Annotated in this window: 13 protein-coding genes; 4 read left to right on the forward strand and 9 right to left on the reverse strand. The window is 43.0% G+C overall.

The features are described from left to right. Window positions 1–29: 29 nt before the first annotated feature. From trpB to WA1_RS60665, 6 genes are all read right to left on the reverse strand, one after another. Window positions 30–1,271: a tryptophan synthase subunit beta gene (gene trpB, locus WA1_RS37345; protein WP_017749306.1), complete on the reverse strand. Its 1,242-nt coding sequence runs from the start codon at window positions 1,269–1,271 to the stop codon at window positions 30–32. Between the two features lie 81 nt (window positions 1,272–1,352). Continuing rightward, complete coding sequence (gene trpA / locus WA1_RS37350) at window positions 1,353–2,162, reverse strand: tryptophan synthase subunit alpha (RefSeq protein ID WP_026135299.1); 810 nt, start codon at window positions 2,160–2,162, stop codon at window positions 1,353–1,355. 139 nt (window positions 2,163–2,301) lie between these two features. After that, entirely contained in the window at window positions 2,302–3,147 is an 846-nt protein-coding gene (gene trpC / locus WA1_RS37355) for an indole-3-glycerol phosphate synthase TrpC (protein ID WP_017749308.1), read from the reverse strand. A gap of 115 nt (window positions 3,148–3,262) precedes the next feature. After that, on the reverse strand, window positions 3,263–5,458 hold the full coding sequence (locus tag WA1_RS37360; RefSeq protein ID WP_026135300.1) for an anthranilate synthase: 2,196 nt from the start codon (window positions 5,456–5,458) through the stop codon (window positions 3,263–3,265). Window positions 5,459–5,605: 147 nt separating this feature from the next. Beyond that, on the reverse strand, window positions 5,606–6,706 hold the full coding sequence (aroF, locus tag WA1_RS37365; RefSeq protein ID WP_017749310.1) for a 3-deoxy-7-phosphoheptulonate synthase: 1,101 nt from the start codon (window positions 6,704–6,706) through the stop codon (window positions 5,606–5,608). A 323-nt stretch (window positions 6,707–7,029) separates the two neighbouring features. After that, the gene (locus WA1_RS60665) at window positions 7,030–7,155 is read right to left on the reverse strand and encodes a hypothetical protein (RefSeq protein ID WP_017749311.1); all 126 of its coding nucleotides are present in this window, start codon (window positions 7,153–7,155) and stop codon (window positions 7,030–7,032) included. A 591-nt stretch (window positions 7,156–7,746) separates the two neighbouring features. Between WA1_RS60665 and WA1_RS37370 the strand changes: the two genes are divergently transcribed. Genes WA1_RS37370 through WA1_RS37380 form a run of 3 tightly spaced genes read left to right on the forward strand, consistent with a single transcriptional unit; the run spans window position 7,747 to window position 12,075 of the window. Beyond that, the gene (locus WA1_RS37370; RefSeq protein ID WP_017749312.1) at window positions 7,747–9,435 is read left to right on the forward strand and encodes a prenyltransferase/squalene oxidase repeat-containing protein; all 1,689 of its coding nucleotides are present in this window, start codon (window positions 7,747–7,749) and stop codon (window positions 9,433–9,435) included. 26 nt (window positions 9,436–9,461) lie between these two features. After that, complete coding sequence (locus WA1_RS37375; RefSeq protein ID WP_017749313.1) at window positions 9,462–10,907, forward strand: cytochrome P450; 1,446 nt, start codon at window positions 9,462–9,464, stop codon at window positions 10,905–10,907. 40 nt (window positions 10,908–10,947) lie between these two features. After that, window positions 10,948–12,075 carry a terpene synthase family protein gene (locus WA1_RS37380; RefSeq protein WP_017749314.1) on the forward strand — a complete coding sequence of 376 codons (1,128 nt, stop codon included), beginning with the start codon at window positions 10,948–10,950 and terminating at the stop codon, window positions 12,073–12,075. A gap of 551 nt (window positions 12,076–12,626) precedes the next feature. Here WA1_RS37380 and WA1_RS37385 read toward each other — a convergent pair. The 3 genes from WA1_RS37385 to WA1_RS37395 form a co-directional block, all read right to left on the reverse strand. Continuing rightward, entirely contained in the window at window positions 12,627–15,359 is a 2,733-nt protein-coding gene (locus tag WA1_RS37385; RefSeq protein ID WP_017749315.1) for a CHAT domain-containing protein, read from the reverse strand. A 176-nt stretch (window positions 15,360–15,535) separates the two neighbouring features. Beyond that, window positions 15,536–17,320 carry a ShlB/FhaC/HecB family hemolysin secretion/activation protein gene (locus tag WA1_RS37390; RefSeq protein ID WP_017749317.1) on the reverse strand — a complete coding sequence of 595 codons (1,785 nt, stop codon included), beginning with the start codon at window positions 17,318–17,320 and terminating at the stop codon, window positions 15,536–15,538. Beyond that, on the reverse strand, window positions 17,310–19,787 hold the full coding sequence (locus WA1_RS37395; protein ID WP_017749318.1) for a beta strand repeat-containing protein: 2,478 nt from the start codon (window positions 19,785–19,787) through the stop codon (window positions 17,310–17,312). Before WA1_RS37395 ends, WA1_RS37390 begins: the two co-directional genes overlap by 11 nt. Before the next feature lie 474 nt (window positions 19,788–20,261). Here WA1_RS37395 and WA1_RS37400 point away from each other — a divergent pair, with 474 nt between their 5' ends. After that, the gene (locus WA1_RS37400; RefSeq protein ID WP_017749319.1) at window positions 20,262–20,765 is read left to right on the forward strand and encodes a COP23 domain-containing protein; all 504 of its coding nucleotides are present in this window, start codon (window positions 20,262–20,264) and stop codon (window positions 20,763–20,765) included. Window positions 20,766–20,787 lie beyond the last annotated feature (22 nt).

Below are 20,787 nucleotides of genomic sequence, written 5' to 3' on the forward strand. Positions count from 1 at the left end.
CATGGGGCGTCTCTACAAATCCCTATTCCCTACTCCCCACTCCCTATTCCCTTCTTCAAGTTGGCAACTGTCTGTACATCCTTATCACCACGCCCAGAACAGCTGATGACAATTCGGGGGCTACCCGTTAATTGCGGACACAGGATTTCTAGAAATGCGATCGCATGAGATGTTTCTAGTGCTGGAATAATTCCTTCTAATTGAGACAGTCGTTGGAACGCGGCTAAAGCCTGAGAGTCTGTAACGCTGTAATATTCAGCACGTTCCATATCCTTTAAATAACTATGTTCTGGTCCAACACCGGGATAATCCAAACCAGCACTAATAGAATGTGCTTCCACAATTTGACCATCTTCATCTTGAAGCACAAAACTCATTGCACCATGCAAAACACCTATGCGTCCTTTTGTTAAAGTTGCTGCGTGTTTCTCAGTATCAATACCTTCACCGGCTGCTTCAACGCCAATTATGCGTACAGATTGTTCATTTAAAAATTCATGGAACAGCCCAATGGCATTAGAACCGCCACCTACACAAGCCAAAAGAATATCTGGAAGCCCTCCCCATTTTTCCTCACATTGAACGCGAGTTTCTTTACCAATAATTGCCTGAAATTCTCGTACAATCATGGGATAAGGATGGGGTCCAGCAACAGAACCTAAGATGTAATGGGTTGTTTCTACATTTGTGACCCAATCCCGAATTGCTTCACTGGTTGCATCTTTTAGGGTTCCAGTCCCTGCTTCCACACCTCGTACTTCTGCTCCCATCAACTTCATACGGAAGACATTGAGGGCTTGTCTTTCCATATCATGAATGCCCATATAAATGACGCACTGCAAGCCAAAACGAGCACAGACTGTAGCAGTAGCAACACCATGTTGACCTGCTCCTGTTTCTGCAACAATGCGCTTTTTCCCCATCCGCTTTGCTAAAAGCACTTGCGCTAAAGCATTGTTAATTTTATGTGCTCCTGTATGGTTTAAGTCTTCGCGTTTGAGATAGATTTGTGGTCCTGTTCCATCAGGTTTTTGATAGTGAGTGGTGAGCCGTTCTGCAAAGTAAAGAGGGGTCGCACGTCCAACGTAGTCGCGTAGAAGTGGTTGGAGTTCTTGTTGAAAGAGGGGGTCGTTTTGATATTTTTTAAAAGCAATTTCTAATTCGCTGAGGGCGGACATTAATGTTTCTGGGACGTATTTACCGCCAAATCGACCAAATCGACCTAGTGTATCGGGTTGTTGGGTGAAGAGGGAAGTATCGTTTGCTAACATTGAAAGTTCCTTTTTATCTAAAGAATATTGAACCGCAGATGAACGCAGACGGACGCTGATGAATGTATTTGTGTGTGAGGTTTAGCGAATATTCGCTACTGATATTGATGCTTTCAATTCTTGACAGAAGGTTTTAATTGTTTCTAGTCCTTGTTGGGGTGTTCCTTCTGCTAAACGTTGGACAAAAGCACTTCCTACAATGACTGCATCTGCACCCCAGTTAAGGGCTTGGCGAGCTTGTTCTGGACTTGAAATACCGAAACCAATTCCGATGGGTTTGTTTGTAACGTTTCGGATTTCTTTTAGTACGTCTTTAACTCGCCCTTGCAGTTGCGAGCGTACTCCTGTGACTCCTGTGACGCTTACTAGGTAAATAAATCCTTGAGATTGTTGGCTAATTGCTTCTATGCGTTCTTTGGAACTGGTTGGGGTGACTAGCAATGTGGTTTCGATTCCAACTTGAGTGGCGGAATTTAGCAGTTCGCTGGCTTCTTCTAGAGGTAGATCGGGTACGACTAATCCTTTGATTCCTGAAGCTGCAATTTGTTTGAGGAATGGTTGAATACCTAGGTTTAAAATGGGGTTGTAGTATGTGAATAAAATGAGAGGCGATCGCAAACTGGGGGTTATTTCTTGAGCCATTTCCAAAACATGAGCCAAGCGAGTTTCTTTTTTTAAAGCACGGGTTGCTGCTGCTTGAATGACTGGTCCATCTGCTAGTGGATCTGAGTAAGGAACTCCTAATTCGATAAAGTCAGCACCATTAGAATCTAAAATTTGTAGAGCTTGTGCTGTGCTTTCCAGATTGGGGTCACCAGCTGTGATAAAAGGAATTAGAGCACACTGGTTATTCTTGCGTAAAGATTCAAAACGTTGAGAAATAGAAGTCATATTGATGGGTAATACCATTTTGGATTTTAGATTTTAGATTTTGGATTGGGAAAGCTTTGCATGGACTAAATTTTACATTTATTTCATAGTCCGCGCAGGCGGACTTCGTTTGTATAGCCACGACTTCCAGTCGTTAGGTTTATAAATTCAACAAAACCTTAACAGCCTGCTCTAAATTTTTTTGCTTCACTAAAGATTCTCCTACCAAAACAGCCTTAGCACCAGCCTGAGCAACTAAATCCAAATCAGCAGATGTATACAATCCCGACTCACTGACAACTGTAATATCCATGCTGTCTAATTTTTCTCCGCGCTGTGCTAACAAATGCTGAGTGATTTCTAAATCAACAGTAAAATCTTCAAGATTGCGATTGTTAATACCTACTAATTGTACATTTGATAGTGCCAAAACTCTATCAAGTTCAGTAAGAGTATGCACTTCTATAAGAACACTCATGCCAAGATATCGAGCAAGATTGATAAACTCTTGAAGAGTGTCATCTGATAAGATAGCAGCAATCAGTAGAATAGCATCTGCACCACTCACGCGTGCTAAGTAAATTTGATAAGCATCAATGATAAATTCCTTACATAGCAAAGGTAATGTGACCTTTTGTCTGATAACCTGCAAATTTCTAAAACTACCTTGGAAGAATTTTTCGTCAGTCAGCACTGATAGACAAGAAGCACCACCTCGTTCGTAAGCTTGAGCAATTTTCACAGGATCGAAATCAGCACAAATAACTCCTTTACTGGGTGAAGCTTTCTTAACTTCTGCAATTAAACTCGGTTTCTTGGAATTGTTTTGTAAAGCAAAGAGAAAGTCTCGAACAGAAGGAGCCGTAGCAATTTGATTGAGTAAATTGGGGAAAGGTAATAGCTCGCGTCTTTTGGAAACTTCTTGTTGTTTGTAACGTACAATCTCTTCAAGAATATGGCGAGGTTTGAACGATTGAGCGATCGCTTGGTTATCTATTTGAAGCATAAGAATAACATTTGATGATTTACAAGTGGATTTACCCCCCTTAATCCCCCCTTGGAAAGGGGGGAAATCGGATTTTCGGTTCCCTCCCCTTTACAAGGGGAGGGTTAGGGTGGGGTTACGCAACCAGGGCTGCAGAAGGTATTGAAGTGAATGCATGGACTACATTCTTGATAATTTCTAGCCCGACTCCTCCGGTCATGGTCATAATTGATTCGGGATGGAATTGAACGGCTGCGATCGCTAGTGTCCTGTGCTCAATTCCCATAATCACACCATCATCTGAAAGTGCTGTCACTTTTAATTCTTCGGGTAAACGTTTGGGTAGAGCATATAATGAGTGATATCTACCGACTTCAAATGATTGTGGTAAACCTTTAAAGGTGATGGAGTCTGAAGCAACAACAGAAACACCAGAGACTTTTCCATGTTGAGGATAGTTAAGAATTCCTAGTTCACCGCCGTGTGCTTCTACAATTCCCTGCAATCCCAAACAAACACCAAAGATGGGAATTTGACGTTTTTTACAAGCTGCAATTGTCTCTGTTAATTGGAAGTCACTGGGTCTACCAGGTCCTGGAGAAAGGACAACAAGGTCTGGGCGTTCTGTATCAAATACGGATTCTGAAAAACCATGACGCAGTGTTGTAACCGTTGCGCCAGTTTGACGGATGTAATTTGCTAGAGTGTGAACAAAAGAATCTTCATGGTCAATCAGTAGGACGCGTTTACCGATCCCAGGATTTGTTTGAGAGGAATCAGCAATAACGCGATCGCAGGAATTAGAATTTTTCTGTTTGCTCTGGTTGAGGGTTTGGAAGAGAGCAGCTGCTTTAGTGATGGTTTCTTGGGCTTCGGCTTCTGGTTCGGAATCATAAAGAACTGTTGCACCGACGCGCACTTCTGCTATAGAGTCCACATATCGCATGGTTCTGAGAATTAAACCCGTGTTTAAATCTCCTTTAAAGGTTAAGTATCCAACCGCACCACCATACCAACGTCGAGCACTGCGTTCGTGTTGTTCGAGAAACTGCATTGCCGATCGCTTTGGTGCGCCTGTAACTGTAACCGCCCAAAGATGAGTGAGAAATGCGTCTAATGCATCAAACTCAGGTCGCACTATACCTTCAACGTGATCCACAGTATGGATTAAATGACTGTACAATTCAATTTGGCGGCGAGCAATGACTCGAACCGAACCAGGTTCGCAGATGCGCGACTTGTCGTTGCGATCCACGTCCGTACACATTGTTAGTTCAGATTCGTCTTTACGGGAGTTAAGAAGCTTTTGAATTTGAGCGGCATCATCAATTGCATCTTTTCCACGTTTGATTGTACCGCTAATAGGGCAAGTTTCAACGCGCCTGCCTTCAACTCGCACAAACATTTCAGGAGATGCACCAATCAAATACTCTCCACCGAGATTAAAAATGAATCCGTAAGGGCTGGGGTTAATTTGCTGCAATGTTCGGAATAGTTCGGTGGGAGGCTGTTCGCAAGATTGGAAGAAGCTTTGACTGGGTACAACTTCAAACAAATCGCCACGGCGGAAGTAATCAAGGGCTGTCTCTACTTGGTTTTCATACTCACCTTTTTCATGGTCGGAAGTTTTACTGGGAGTCAGGCGTTTACCTCGATAATCAATCACTTCACCAGTGCGAGGTAAGCCGCGAGTACTACCAAACTGGGTCACAAATTCGTACTGCAAACGGAATGCGCTTTGTAAATAGTGGTCAACAATGACTATTTCATCAGGTAAATACAGTAATAAATCTCGTTGGTCGTCAGCACGTTCTATACGCTTTGGCATTTGTTCAAATTGGAAAACCAAGTCATAGCCAAATGCGCCGTAGAGTCCTAAGTGCTGGTCTTCAGGGCTGTGGAAGGTATATAACAATTCTCGCACAATACTGAAGACTGATGGTTGTTTACTTCTTTCTTCTTCCGCAAAGAACCGTTGTGTTGGTTGGACAGAGCCAGTAACACGATTGTGTTCTCTAATAACTGCTTGTAAATGTGAGTTTTTGCCAAGGAGTTCTGCTAGATAAGGTAGCAAAACCATACCCCGCTCGTTATGTGCTGTGATTGTAAAGGAGTTGTCACGAGTCACTAGTTCTAGGGGGGGATTGACAAAACCAATTTCCCATCTTTTATAACGTCCAGGGTACTCGTAGCTACTCTTAAGCACACCTCCGCGTTGGGAGTCAAGACGTAGTAACACTTCTTCAATACCAGTTTTAATGGAAGTCTTAGTTACTGAGCGAGACACAAAAATTCCACCGTTGGTTGTGTAGCAATGAATATCTAGATACACTGGTTGTTCCTCTATTATGAATGGGGAGTGGGGAGTAGGGAGTGGGGAGTGGGGAGGGAGTGAGGGAGGGAGTGAGGGAAAAAATGACAATTGACCAATGACAAATGACAAATTCCCATTCCCCATTCCCCATTCCCCATTCCCCAATTAGAAATATGGGGTTGAAAAACTTTTGGAAAGGTCTGCTGGTGCTGCTACTGCAAAAGGTAATCTGTTCCAACGACCATAGAATTGAGCCAGAGGAGTTATCTCTTGCATGATTTTCTCAAATCCTTCAAATGTCAGAGATTGAGGACCGTCTGATAACGCTTTTGCTGGATTGGGGTGAACTTCAATCATTAAGGAATCTGTTCCAGCTGCGATCGCGGCTTTTGCCATTGAGGGTACAAATTCTGACTTACCTGTAGCATGACTGGGATCGATCATGATGGGTAGGTGTGTCAATGTACGCAACACGGGAAGTACGGAAAGATCGAGAACGTTGCGAGTGTATTTTTGGTCAAAGGTACGAATACCTCGTTCGCACAGAATGACATTTGGGTTACCAGCAGCTAAAATATACTCAGCAGCCATCAGCCATTCTTCGATAGTGGCTGACAATCCCCGCTTTAAGAGAACGGGTTTACCCATAGGGCCCACTTTTCTTAGCAGTGGGAAGTTCTGCATATTGCGAGCACCAATTTGGATGACATCGGCTACTTCAGCCACCTTTTCCAGATCGGCGGTATCCATCACTTCTGTGATGATCCCCAGTCCACTTGCTTCCCTTGCTTTAGCCAACAAACCGAGAGCACTTTCTCCATGACCTTGGAAAGCGTAGGGTGAAGTCCGGGGTTTGTATGCTCCTCCACGTAAAAACTGAGCACCAGCTGCTTTGACAAGCAACGCTGTTTCTACGATCATTTCTTCACTTTCAACGGAACAAGGTCCAGCTACGATGACAAGAGGATGGTCTTGACCGAAAGCCACAGGTCCTCTGGGCGTTGGTACAATCACCTCGCTGGGTTTTCCATGACGAAATTCTAACGATGCTCGCTTAAAAGGCTTATTAATTCTTAAAACTTGCTCAATAAAGGGACTGAGTTGTTGGACTTGCTCAACATTTAAACTAGATGTATCTCCGACTAAACCAATGACGACTTTGTTGTTACTCTCTATGGTTTCTGGTTTTATGCCCCACTGGCTGACATCTTGAATAATTTGCTCAATCTCTTTTGTAGCTGTACCGGTTTTCATGACTATAATCATGACTCGCTCTCCTGAAATTGTTTAGTTTACTGAGTTAGGTAACTTGTGCGACATCACAAGTTTTAAGCTTTTAACTACGAATCTGTTTTGCTGAAAAGTACTACAGCCTTGTTTTTCAGTTTTCCAAATTTCACCGGAAAAAACTAGTCAGAATAAGTCATGTCTTAAAGTCTGAAAAAGTCATATTAAGTCATCTATGAAAGTCTGAAAAAGTCATATACATGAGTTTTTTCCTTGATTAGCAATAATTTCAGCTATTATGTAGAATTGTTAAGTCAAGATTTTACAGTTTTAAATCTAAGTCCGCGATCGCTCTACGTTATCTATCTAAATGACTGCGTTCCATCTTCAAATGTTTCTATAAACATGGCAAGGAAAATGTTATGAGCCTCTTGCACAAGCAAACCATATCCGCGTGCATCTGCGTGCATCTGCGGTTCATTACTCATTACTAACACCAAATGCCAGTAAACCAAAAAAGTTTTCTCAGAAGGGCGCTCGCTATATATTTTGTAGCCTAAAATACTTTTTTATAACCCATCCTCTCACCAGTCAACTATAAGACGAAAACCTTTCTCTAAAATGCATTTGTCGTCTTTTTCTGAATAGTCTTGACAAATGTGCAAGCTGTATGTATTGAAAATATTTGATATTCTACAAAATTTTTTTTGCCAAAAAGTTTACTTACTCACATTAATTATTTATAATGAGAGAATATTTGTTAATTTTCCATTGAATGGAGTATGCCTGTAGGAGTGCTATTGCCTTGTGCTTCTACAAATGAGTACATTCCATCCAAAAGAAAATTGCTGTTTTTAGCTTTTGAAACCCTTTGGAAAAACTTGTATTTTATATTACTTCAATCAAATCTACACACTTGCCATCTACGAGTTAGACGTATATAAACTGGAAATTTTTAATAGTCCCCTATGAAAAAAGCTCGTAACAAAGCATAAAAGTTTTTTATTCCTTCTGTCTTGACTATTGCTGCTTTATTTTCAGTCAAGACATCCTTGAAATTCAACCAAGGAGAGCTAAAGATGGTTATTTCTTTAACCAAGCAAAGTCAGTGTACATTAGCCTTAAAGCTACGAGACATGATATTGGCTTTACTGCAAGAGATGGTAGCTGACTATGATGAAAAGTGGGGTGGAGGGAAAATGTCCGCCGCTGCTTACGATACTGCTTGGGTGGCTATGGTAAGAGAGCCACACAATCCCGAACAGCTAGCCTTTCCAGACTCTTTCAACTGGCTTCTTAGGCATCAATCAAGAGATGGTAGTTGGGGTTATCCACCTCAGACAATAGTACCTACCTTAGCAGGTCTTTTAGCCTTGCTGAAAGCTCCACAGCAAACTGAATCAACTCGCAATTCTGCTAAGCGTGCTGAGGCGCATCTACGGACTGCCTTAAGACAATGGTCAATCGCTAATCACGAAAGCGTTGCTTTTGAAATTTTAGTTCCAAAACACTTGGAAGAACTGGAAAACTTGGGTGTGGTGTTTGAGTTTCCAGGTAAAGCTGAATTGCTAAAAATTTATCATCATAAATTGAGCATTGCCTCCCTGGAACTGATTTACAGCGGCAAATCTGGCTTGATTCATTCTATAGAAGCTTTCGCCCCTTTTGTTGATTTTCAGCGATTGAAGGCACTACAGGTAGCCAACGGTAGCTATGGCAACTCACCTGCAGCGACTGCTGCTGTTTTAATTCATAGTCCTGAATGGGATACACCTGCTGCTGATTGGTTAACACACTTATCGAATCAAGCTCGCAGGATTGGCGATCCGGGTGCTATGCCCAATGCCTATTCAATTGATGTTTTTGAGGGTTCTTGGGTCTTATACAACCTTTTCCAAGGAGGGGTCGATTTCAATGATGAGGCTTTTCGCTCAGTTGGAAAGAAGTTATTAGTCTGGTTGCAAGCAAGCATAACCCAGAAAGGAGCAAGCGTCAGCCGATTGATAGGAATACCAACAGACTCAGATGATACCGCAATGGTACTGGCGGCGCATAATTTGTTGGCTGACAAAACAGGAATGAAAAAAGTATCAGTAGATTGTTTACAGCACTTTGAGCGCGACACTCACTTTGCTTGCTATGAGTTGGAGGGAAGTATTTCTTTAAGCCCTAATGCTCATGTGCTTTCCGCTTTATTAAGCGTACCCACTCCTCCTGATTGGATTGTGAAAAACAATAGTATTAATAAAGTAGTTGACTACCTTTACAGCACAAGGAACAGCGCTGGTTACTGGGAAGATAAGTGGCACCTGAGTCCTTTTTACGCTACAGCAACTGCAACGATGGCTTTGGCAAAACATCTATCCCCATCTGTAAGACATAAGTTGCAACCAACAGTTGAATGGGTGTTAACAACTCAGTCAGCAAAAGATGGTGGTTGGAGCATGAATGGCAGTGAATGCTCGACACTGGAAGAAACAGCTTACGCACTTCAGATTTTGAATGCTGTTAGGCAAAAACTACTAGGAAAAACATTGCTAACAACCGAAGCAAGCTTAAGCCAAGCTATTAGAAGGGGCGTGAACTACTTATGGCAGCATTTGGATGAATTAAGTTCTACTACAGAAAAAGCCGGAAATTCGAGATTACCTCTTTTATGGCGAGATAAAGAGTTATATGTGCCTTTACGAATAGTATTTTCGGCGGTGCTGGCGGTGCTGTATCGAGCTTTTGCGGATGAGCAAGTTGTTCCTGGATGGGCTAGATGAACAAAAATAAATAGAGTAGTAAGAACATGGCAATCAAAGAAAGTTATTCTCAACAACAGCAAACTTTAAAGAACGCGGATACAGCACGGGAGCATCAAATCAATCAATCATCTTTTGACTCTTCTCCCAGGCTAAAAACTTCTCCGGTCTTACGCGGGTATCCGTTCGTTGGTGTCTTAACCGAGTTATTGCGTAATCCTCTGCGATTATTTCAACGAGCTGTCAAAGAGCACCCAAGCGAGATAGTTGCACTGAAATTAGGACCCATTCAAGCTCATCTAATCACTCAACCTGACCATGTTCAGTACGTATTGAACGATAATTGGCAGAATTTTGGCAAGGGTGAGGTTATGTGGAAACCAGTTCGGCAAGTGATGGGCAACGGTTTGATCACGAGTCAGGGCGAAAGCTGGTTTCGCAGTCGGCGCTTAATGCAGCCAATGTTCACAGCCAACAAAGCCAACGCTTTGACGGAACTTCTAGTTAAGATCATTGCCCAGGATCTGGCATATTTTGAAAAAGCAGCAGACGGTGGAGCCATCAATATGGAATATGAAATGGCGCTGCTCACACAAAACGTTATCCTAGGCGTCATATTTGGTTCGAGTATCAACCACTCTAGAGCTGAAAGTTTGGTCAAGGCGCTAAAGATTCTGATGGAAGAATCCAGCCGTCGTGCTTTCCTTTGCTTTCTCCCTAAGCAATTTCCAATACCAGGAGAGAGAGCTATTCGCAACGCCATCCAGACTACCGACGATACAATTCTCACTATCATTAGTGCTAGACGCCAGAGTAACGTTAACCACGGCGACTTGCTTGAGTGGTTGCTACTTGCTCGTGATGAAGAAAGCAAGACTGGGATGAACGATCAACAACTGCGAGACGAGAGCCTCTCGCTTTTCCTTGCAGGCTACGAGACTACATCTACCACGCTAACATGGATCTGGTATCTGCTTGACAAATACCCGGAAGTGGAGCGCAAACTTCGGGCAGAAATTGACGCTGTCATTGGCAAACGCCATCCCACTTCTGCTGATGTCCCTAAACTACACTACACCAAAATGGTTATCCAGGAAGCTATGCGGCTTTATCCACCTGGCTGGTTCTTGGCGCGAGTTGTCCAAGCGGATGATGTTATTGATGGTTATGCGCTCAAAGCAGGGACTACGGTTTTGCTATGCCCATATTTAACCCATCGTCTGCCCGAGTTCTGGGATCGACCAGAAGTTTTCGACCCAGAACGATTTGCTCCAGAACATAGGCAACGACATTCTTACAACTACTTTCCATTTGGTGGTGGACCGCGCTATTGTGTCGGCAAACACCTTGCTCTTTTAGAAATACAATTGATTGTCGCCATGATCGTGCAGAAGTACCGACTAAGGTGTGTCTCTGGACATCTTGTCGAGGCATTTCCTGGAATCACTCTTCGCTTGCGCTATGGTTTACAAATGACTCTGGAACTAGTTTGACGTCAGTCGTATCAAATTTAGGATTTTTAGAGGTAAAGTCATGGCAATGAAAAATAAAGTAGTTACAATAAATATTTCTGAAATCTTTGACTGGCGAGCTGTTGTACAACAGCACAAACCAGGTCAACATTCTGAGCTTCAACGCCAGCGACTAAGCATGTACCAAAGAGTGCTTCCCGAACTGGAAAAGTGGTCTACTATATTTGATCTTAATATTGCGGAGTGGTCTCCCATATACGGGTATGATTTGGCGAAGGGACGCGTGAAGTCTTGTGCTTACTATGGAATTTGCGGTGTAGAGTCAATAGACTATGACCTTTCATTGCTTTTGGCGAAACTCTGTTTTTGGTTATATGCTATGGACATACGCCTTGATGAGAGTCCTTCAATTAGTTATCTTGATGCTCGAGCAATGGAGATTATGAGTCCTTTCAAAGAGCAACTGATTGAGCAAGGCATCTTAAATTTCACATCAGACTTGCTAGCCGTTCCAAACAAGGAGGATAATAGCATAGATCGGAGGATAGCGCAGGCACTGTCCGAGATTTATTTAAGTTTCAAACAACTTTGTCACACACGACTCAGCAGCAGTGTTCAAGAATTCTGCTTATCCAATTTTGTTAAGGAATTTACTGCAGTCGTCAAAGCAATGCACTGGGAGAGGAAGCATAGTCTTCTGTTTCAGCAGTTTGATCGCCTCGGTTCTGGTCAAGATTTACAGATCACTTTAGAAGAATATCTAGAACTGGCACGTATCACAACGTGTTACCGCTTCGTGGCATCACCTGTAGTTGCCTTTGAAACTACCCCGTCATCAACTTGGATTCAGTGCGAAGAAGCAATGAGATATGGTGGAAGAATAGTACGTCTTGCGAACGATCTAGCGACTGCATTGCGAGAAATGGAGGAAGGCAAGATTAACGCAGTCTCAATAGTCCTGCGTGATTTAGGATTCAATCCGTTCGCCACCTATAGCTTGGAGAGTCCCGAAATTCGTGAAGCTTTACGTTTACTTAAAGAGCAAATGGAAGTGGAACTGATTCAGTTCAACCAACAGTTAAAGGCTTTGCCGCTTTCTGGTCCACTTGTCCACAACGTAGTCATAAATGTGGCATTTGCCATAGCTATGTATGAAAAAGGCGATTTTGAAGCTGAAGTTCCTTACTAAGCAAAAAAGCTCTAACACTTTGAATCATCTTCATGACTCTAATACAGTAAATCTGCTTAGAGTGCCTTAGGCAAAGCCTTAACAAACCCAACCCTTTCAATGCGAACAAATGAACTACTAAAGTAAAGGCTGAAACCCGCTCCCAGACACCGTGCAAAAATGAAGTCTCTCAGGTATTGATGCTTTTTTATGTAAGTGCATATCAAAAATGGTCAATATATTGCTTCTCGAATTGGACATTGTTTTGAAGAATATGGCGTAAGTTGGTATGACCAGTGGGACAACAAGTAAAAGATGGCAAAGCTGACAACTATAAGTTGGCAAAAACTAAGCTGTAATGCCCATGCTGACGTTGATATTCTTTGCTAAATGCGCCCGACTGACAACCAGAATTTGTCTACAAGTACCAATGACAACCATAAGTTGTTCACAAGACCTGCTAAAAATTACTGTGGTACACAATAGACACATGACAATCATATGTTGACAATCAGCACTGACAACGATAAGTTGACAATTTTGCCAATTTATCGTTGTTGCCCCAACCAGCCCTACTGCCAATTTCCCACCAAAACGTAAGAAGCCCAGTAATAAGGATGAGGAGGTAAAGCTTTAATTTCTTCAAATGGGGGCTTTGTCTTCAGCGCCTCTATCAAGGACAATTGAGCCATCTTGAGTGCATCTGATTTTTTCTCTCCTGGTTTTTTTAAGTCTTGGTAAAATTTACCCATAACTTCAGCAGTGGAAGCATCTCCCACAGGCCAGAGAGTTGCGATCGTACTACGTGCGCCAGAACGTACAGCGGTTCCAGCCAAACCTAAGACAGCACGTTCATCACCCGTAGCGGTTTCGCAAGCACTCAGCACGAGTAGATCCAAGTTTTCTTCTGCTTCGCTTAATAAAGCACTCAACTCATTAATACTGATACTTTTTCCATCACCTGTAATAATAAAGTTCTTTTCGGGATTAGAACTGAACAACCCATGAGTTGCTAAGTGGACGACAGGAAAATTGAATTTAAGCTGGGTTTGGATAGTTTTTGCGGTAAACTCTTGATTAAGGAGCTTCAATGAAGTTGGAAAAGCTTCTTTGATTTCATTTAATTCTTTAGGCACGTTAGTTAGAGCAGGAAAAATCTCTTCTTGTACCTTAATTTGCTCGCTGACTCCAGCTGCTAGAACCTTAAGCTGTTTCTGTTTTAATAATTTAGAATCTACGAGTTGCAGGCTTGGAACCAGCGCAACGCTATATTTCTCAATCAGATATTTTTGACCATCGTAAAGTGCAGCCATTGGCACTCTCTGCAATTGACCATTAAGTACAAAGACTAAAGTTTTAATTTTGTTGGCATTTAACTCTGTCTCAAAAGGTTGAATTAACCAGCTATAAAGCTGTTCAAAAATCGGTAAAACTCTCTGGGTATTTTCTTTTAGCTCCTGTGGATCTGGATTAGCAGTGGACAGGATATTGCGAGCGGAAGTATTCACAGTTACGTTGTCTAAGTTATCATACAGCCGATCTAGAACGTCATTCACTTGCTCCTCATTAACAGGAATTGCTACTTTCTGCAAGGGTTTTTCTGGTAAAGATAAGATAACTTCTAAGCGGTTTTTGAAAACAATCGGATAGATTACGGCTGCTTGGGGATCGAGATCGTCAATCTGCAACGCAATATTCGTTTCCTCAGAACAGGGGTCTTGAAAAAAATTGTCTAATTCTGCTAATTGTAGAGACTCTATGACCCTTCGGGCAAGCTCTAAGCGGCTTTTGGGCTTGTTCGCCTCAACTTTTTCCTGTGTCACGCTAGGGTTTGACACGACTATGGTACTTAGCTCGTTTGGACTCAGTTCTGATTTCAAAAGCAAATCCGCTAGTTCTAGATACACAGGTTTCACCTCTTGGAGAAAGTCAAACTGGATATCGCGATTGTTTGCGTTTAAATCGTTACGGAGAGACTGGAGAGTGTTGAAAGCACCTGTGTAAGCAGCAATTGCTCCTTTTGTATCTCCCTGTTCTCTCAGTAAACTCCCTAGTTGAGATTGCCAAAGATAAGTAATTTCACGTGTATCTCCTGTGACATTTTGTCCTGGCACTAAAATCAGAGCTTGTCGAGTCATTTGAAGTGCCCGACTTAGCTGCCCCTGTTGTTGGTATAATTTACCGAGATAACCCAGAGCATAGGTTTCCGATCGTCTGTCTTGTAAGCTTAGAGCCTTTTGCAGCGCCGAGTTCAAAATAGGTTCAACTTTGTCTGTCTGTTTGTTTTGCATTAAACCTTGAGCAAAGTTTATCTGGGCGTAAATTGCTGTACGATTTAGAGGCAGAGTAGCAAGAGTGGATTCAATCTGACTTTGCACAGCTTGTACATCTCGATCCAACTTCACCTTTAACTGAGTTAAAAAATCCCTCGCCCGTTCCACCAACTGAGGTTCACCAAACTTAGACCAAGAAGCGATACGCCGATTTGTTTGCTCTTCCCACCATTTTTCGATCTCTAGTAATAGCTTGAAGTGATTGAGTTGTGCCTGAATTTTAGAAATTGGTAAAGCTGATGTCACCGTTGCTGCTTGAACATAGTTCTTTAATGCTTCTTGGTAAGGTGCTAAAGCAGCTTCCTGAGATTTGCGGTCTATAATTTCAGTGACCACTTCATAGTCCCATCGGTCTCGTATTTGCTTTCCTAAAGCGCGTTCCGTGTTACCTAAACTCAACAAAACAGCACTAGCTTCAGGTGATTCCTTCATGACTGACAAACTCAGCTGCAAAACTTTTTTGGACTGTTTCAACAATCCCTGTCTTCGCAAGACTTCACCAAGGCTACGCAAACCAACAGCTTGGGTTTGGGAAATAGAATTTTGCTGTTGAGAGAGATTTGTCAAGAAGCTCTCTATTTGTTCTTGGCTACAGCTTGGGTTTTTAACAGCAAAAGCTTCGAGTAAAGTCTTGCAAGCTTTGGGATATAATCCTAAATCTTGAAGAGCTTGGGATCTGTTGATTAAGCTCTTACTTATCCCCTCGCGATCGCCCATTTGCTTATAAGCCCCAGCTGCTTCTTCCCACAACTTCGCAGCTTCATCGAATTGTCCAGCATTATAGCGTTGTTGACCTTCCCGTGCCAGTTGTAGCGCACGATTAGAAGAATTCTCAATTTTGACTTCTGGAATATAACTCTTTGCTTTTGCACGACTGATATTCATCCAAGCGGAAATACTTAAGGTGAGCACCAGTCCAAACAAGATTAAAAGGATGAAAACAACTATACGACGATACTTTTTAACAATCATAATCAGTTCCACCTTTAAAATGATTCTTTTTATTTCCTACTCCCCAATCCAAAATCCAAAATCTAAAATCCAAAATCGATTAATCCAAAATCTAAAATCCAAAATCGATTAATCCAAAATCCAAAATCTAAAATCCAAAATCGATTAATCCAAAATCCAAAATCCAAAATCAAAAATCAAAACGGTCTATACTCCAGTCGAAAATACACACCATTTTCTTGCAATGTCCTATCTTTTGAATTAATATCTATCAAAGGAATACCCCAATCCACGCGAGCGGCGAAATTGTCCCCCATCTCCCAAAGTAAACCAAACCCTACACCCAACAGGGTATTAGGATCTGGAGTTCCTCCATTTGTGTTCCAGCCAGTGCCAAAATCGATGAATGGTGTCAGCTGTAAAGTTCCTTCCACCTCCGGTACTCGCAAAATGGGCAGTCGTGCTTCTACAGAACCAAAAATACCATTGTCAGTCAGCAGAGCATCCTGACGATAGCCCCTCACAGTTGCTTGTCCTCCCAAACTAAATTGCTCTCGGGAAAGTAGAGAATCACCTGCTAGTTGAACGTTGAAACGAACCAACAGATTAGAACTCACTCCAGGCTTACCGTTTGCCTCTCCTAAACGGCGCAAATACAGCATTTGCCCTCGCCAAAGGAAAAATTGGCTATCTGGTTCGTTGGTGTTAACAGTAGCATCAAAGGCACCGATACCAACACTAAATTCAGAACGAGCAGCTAAAACATCTCGACGGCTGCGTTGGAGCCATTCTTGAGCGAAGTTCAGCTCTGAAATACGGGTTTTTCCTTCGTCATCCGCTCCTGGGAACAAAGGAATGTCAACTCCTGAAATAGATGAACTACTTTCTCGCCTAGCTGCTGAAAAACTGAGAGCAAATTCTTGGCTGCGTTGTGGAGTGGCTGTTTGAATAATTGGTTGGCGAAAGGTGAGTTCAAACTCGCGAGAATCCACCTCAATGTCTGCATCCTTAAAAGGAGGTTCAACGATGTTATTGTCACTAATCCGGTAATCAAAACGCAGGGTGCCATTACGAGGATTGATGGGCAGAGTATAATTACCCTCAAACCGATTACTGCCATCGGTATTGCTGTAGGCAAAACTTAACCTATCTCCCAGTCCCAGGAGGTTAGCTTCCGATATCTCGATACCGCGTTCAAGACTCCCGACAGCAGGGTTGCGGTTATTATCGAGCCTGAATTCGGTACTGAAGGTTTTTGCTCCCTGAATCGTCACCTCTAAGGAATTTGTACCTGGTTTAGTGCCAGCCGTCAGTTCAGCATCTAAACTTTCTATTAAAGGGTTGAGTTGCAGCAATTGCAGTGCTTCTTGCAGGCGGTTGACGTTGAGGGGTTTTGAGGTCGCTAAAGCAATGCGACTGCGGACATAGTTTGGGTTCAGCCGCCCTTTAGCAATATTAACCTTAATGTCTTCCAGACTACCTTCCAGTATCTGAATTTTGACAGTACCCGATTGGATTTCTTGACTGGGGATGTAAGCACCAGAAGTGATGTAGCCCTTTTTAATATAAAGCTCAGTGACTTTATTAGCCGCTTGCAGGAGTTGGTCAAAAGTGATGGGTTCTCCAATAAAGTCAGCCGTCACCTGGTTTAACTCTTCTTGCCTAAATACAGTGTTACCGACAAACTCAAACTTTTCAACGGTAACCATCCTGGGTACATTCTGGATTTCGTCAGGAGATGGAGGCGCTATCGGAGGAATCTGGAGTGGTTCTTCCTGTGGGGGAAGTGGAGTGGGCTGGGGTTGTTCTGGGGGAATTGGGGTAACGGGATTAATCGGCTGGGTTTGTTCTAAGGGAATTGGGATAGTGGGGTTAGTAGACTGCGCCCAAGCAGAGGGTGTGTTATGGAATATGAGCAGTAGAGGAAGTAGGCGTATAAAGAGGAGGGCGAGATGGGGGGATAGGAAGACATTATTGACCATGGCACGACGATGCGATCGCTCCAGCAGTGTAGTAGGTAACTATGGGGGCATTAGCAGTGAGAACAACAGTACCTTTTGGGTTAACATACCAGCCTCGGGCTGGAGGTGGTAGTGTTGCTGTATGCGTTTGCTTAATAGCCATCGTTGAAGGAGAGAGATTTTCTGCTTGGTTCGGCTCAAAACTTACTAAAGCTTGACTGCTGAGTAGCTCGTTGGGTTGGGGTGGCAATCCTCCGCGTCCGGTGATGGTAAACTCACTCCTATCCTGTTCTTTCTTTGCTGTACACGCCTGCACCACGACTTCTTCAGGTTGAACTATCTCTTGTGGCACATCAATCGCTTCTTGATTTGCTCCAACATCCGGTGTGATGAATTGTACTGCACCATCTAATCCTAGTTGGGAACTGGCAGTAATCTTGCATTCTGGGCAAACAAATAATCCTTGAGTGTTGATTTGGATGTTTCCTCCTCTCCCCTCGAAAGCATTGGCGGTGATTCCACTATTTTCCAGCAAGACAACAAAATCAGTGGGACTAGAGCCAGTAATGGTGATGTTGCCACCGTTACCAGTTCCACCTGCTTCTGCCGATATTTGACTGCCGTGGCGCATTTGTAAAGAATCTGTTTCAAGGATGATGTTACCACCTTCACCAGATTTAGTAGCAGCTGTGATACTACCTCCGTTGTCCAGCAAAATAGAGCGAGCGTTTACCCTAAAGTTTCCTGCATTACCTGACCCCTGATTTCTCACGGTCACTTGACCACCATCCGTGACTCTCAATTCACCTGTATTAATTGTCACGTTTTGTGCTGCTCCACTTGGTATCGCAGGTATGCGAAAAGCCTGTTGGAAGCTTTGATCCGGTAAAATGCCAGAGGAGCCAATCAAACTTGGATTTATAGCTCCTAGTACGGTACCTTTCACTTCCACGAATTCCGGGGCGTTGATGGTAACATTGCCAGCCGAACCACTTCCAAAGGTAGAAGCATCGACCCTTCCCCCATCCCTAACTGTCAATCTTGGTGTACTGACTGTCAGGTCACCAGCATCCCCAGCTACGTTTGTGGTAGCAGCCAAAGCACTAGGTATGAAAAACTGAGGTTCGACGCCAATAATGTTTATAGAATCAGTAGCATTTACGTTCAGATTTCCTCCTCGACCTGTTCCAAAACTAGTGGAGACAATGGTTCCTCCAACCGTCGCAGTCAAACGCCCAGTTGACACAGTATTATTGCCTGAATCTCCAGAACCATAAGTGGCAGTTATGATAGAACTGGAAACACTAGGATTAACAGCACTGACTGCATCGACTTGCACGGATTCAGAGGCATTGATATTGATATTGCCGCCTGTTCCCGATCCAAAGGTTTTCGGAAAGACGGTTGCGCCTTCTTCCACAACTAAGCGCTGGGTTGAGATATTAATGTCTCCCCCTCTACCTACTCCCACCGTTTCATTTGTGAGGCTGCTCCGAATAGTTCCATCTGCATTGGTTCCGCTCACTTTTACAGACTCTCTGGCGTTAACTTGAATTGCTCCTGCAGATTGAAACCCTTGATTTTGAATCAAAACGAGCGAGCCATCGCTGACCGAGAAGTTTTGCCCCTGTACTTGAATTGATCCGCCACTACCGCTTGCATCTGCTAAAGCCAGCGATCGCATCTCAATATCCTTGAAACCAGGCACTCCTTCATAGCCTAAAGTCCATCCACCCGCATTGGAATTAAGACTCACCTGACCTGCTGCTACGCTCCCTAACTCTACTCTTCCCGACTCTGCTGTTAAAGTACCTCCGTCTATGTTGATATTACCCCCAACCAAAGCCAAGGTTTGATTCGGTTTTACCCGCAGACCTGTTGAGGTACTAGTTCTCGTTACGGGCGAGAAGGTGGGATCGGCAACAGTAAAAGCTTGACTCGTACCTTGGACGCGAATTGTTCCTGGATTCTGCCCGAATTGCAAACCCACTGGAACACTAACAGTCAGCAAAGGGGAAGCTTGAGGATTTGTGGCGCTAAATTCCACTCCATCGGCAAACTTAATGCTATTCGCCGTACTACCTAAGAAAGAACCGCCAATATTCAGTTGAGCGTTTGGACCAAAGTTAATGCCACTCGGATTAATAAAGATGAGATTGGCACCAAAATTTTCTCTGATTAATCCATCAATATTAGAAATTGAGCCACCTGTGACCCGAGTGATAATGTTGTCAATATTATTGATATTTGTCGTGTTTTTAAAAAAAGCTTCACTCCCAGTTGGAACAGAGAATTCCTTAAAGCTGTGAAAGAGATTGCTACCGGCTTGTGTTCCTCCGGTAATTTCAAAGACGTTACCAGACTGACCAACATTGGTTGGAACAGTTCCATCTGAAGAGATTTGCGATTGAGAAGGGCTACCGAGCGCTAGACAGTAGAAGAGATAAACACTCGCTGCGCTTAAAGTTTGCAAGATCAGAATTTTCATCGAAAACACGGGTTAGGAGGAGGGGGTAGGAGGTAGGGAATTGCCCACGAGCAACTGTTTTGAATATGCAGCATTTAAAACTAGTGCATTTCAAAATCATCCTCTCTAGAGAGATATTTATGAAGTATATTTACATTTCAGTGAGATTAAGTATGCCAGTCAACTCTTAAGTTGCCAACTAATTTTGGTCAACCCCACTTGACTTCAGTCAAAAGAGGAGTTGCTGACGTTGAATAATGGAAAACCTTACTCAAACTAATTTCACTAGCACCCTGTTTGAGCTAAAAAAATTGTAAATTCTGGCACCCTGTTTTACATTTAAGCATGGTAGGCTTTACTTAAATCAACTTAAGTTTTATTTTTAGATTAAATCTAAGTAAATTCAACACACCATAGAGTTTACATTCAAGCCTCAATTTAGGTCAAGACGGGAACTTAATTCCAATGAACAAACATCAATTTAGGACAACGGCTATGTGGACAACTCCGATCTTCGCGTTAAGCTTGGCAGCATCACTATCTCAACCCAGCACAGCTGCTACTGCGAACGTTGCTTGCAAAACCAAAGCTAGTGTACCAACAGTGATTGCTACCTTTTCTGAACAAGGAACAGAGAAGGAAGTTACAGTCATGAGCTTCCTCCCTGAATATTTCTCGCCCAAAGATGCTTTGCAGAACTGCCAGAACACAGCTAAAACTTTGCAGACTCTTTACAATACAGAGAGTGCAAACTACTTGACAAATGACAAAGTCAATTCAAAATCTGTCATCTGCGTTGTAGAACGCAGAGGAATCGGTTGCGATCGCGACACTGCTCAGGTTTTATTTACCCTCAATTCAACAGTAAACTCCTCTCAAGCTTTATACGAAATGCTGGGCAGTGATTTTAAACAAGCACAACCTCCTGATGCTAGGACTGTCAGTAAAATTTACTCCGATCTCAAACCCAAACGTAGTCCTCGCTGGTGGCCCTTCTAATGAGACCAATTTGAACAGAGAA

The sequence above is a fragment of the Scytonema hofmannii PCC 7110 genome (assembly GCF_000346485.2).
Classification (GTDB): Bacteria; Cyanobacteriota; Cyanobacteriia; order Cyanobacteriales; family Nostocaceae; genus Scytonema; species Scytonema hofmannii.

Coding starts and splice junctions, on each gene's coding strand:
- trpC (WP_017749308.1), bottom strand. CDS start 3,147: ATGCTTCAAATAGATAACCAAGCGATCGCTCAATCGTTCAAACCTCGC.
- WA1_RS60665 (WP_017749311.1), bottom strand. CDS start 7,155: ATGAGTAATGAACCGCAGATGCACGCAGATGCACGCGGATATGGTTTG.
- trpA (WP_026135299.1), bottom strand. CDS start 2,162: ATGACTTCTATTTCTCAACGTTTTGAATCTTTACGCAAGAATAACCAG.
- WA1_RS37400 (WP_017749319.1), top strand. CDS start 20,262: ATGTGGACAACTCCGATCTTCGCGTTAAGCTTGGCAGCATCACTATCT.
- WA1_RS37390 (WP_017749317.1), bottom strand. CDS start 17,320: ATGGTCAATAATGTCTTCCTATCCCCCCATCTCGCCCTCCTCTTTATA.
- WA1_RS37370 (WP_017749312.1), top strand. CDS start 7,747: ATGGTTATTTCTTTAACCAAGCAAAGTCAGTGTACATTAGCCTTAAAG.
- WA1_RS37385 (WP_017749315.1), bottom strand. CDS start 15,359: ATGATTGTTAAAAAGTATCGTCGTATAGTTGTTTTCATCCTTTTAATC.
- trpB (WP_017749306.1), bottom strand. CDS start 1,271: ATGTTAGCAAACGATACTTCCCTCTTCACCCAACAACCCGATACACTA.
- aroF (WP_017749310.1), bottom strand. CDS start 6,706: ATGATTATAGTCATGAAAACCGGTACAGCTACAAAAGAGATTGAGCAA.
- WA1_RS37395 (WP_017749318.1), bottom strand. CDS start 19,787: ATGAAAATTCTGATCTTGCAAACTTTAAGCGCAGCGAGTGTTTATCTC.
- WA1_RS37380 (WP_017749314.1), top strand. CDS start 10,948: ATGGCAATGAAAAATAAAGTAGTTACAATAAATATTTCTGAAATCTTT.
- WA1_RS37375 (WP_017749313.1), top strand. CDS start 9,462: ATGGCAATCAAAGAAAGTTATTCTCAACAACAGCAAACTTTAAAGAAC.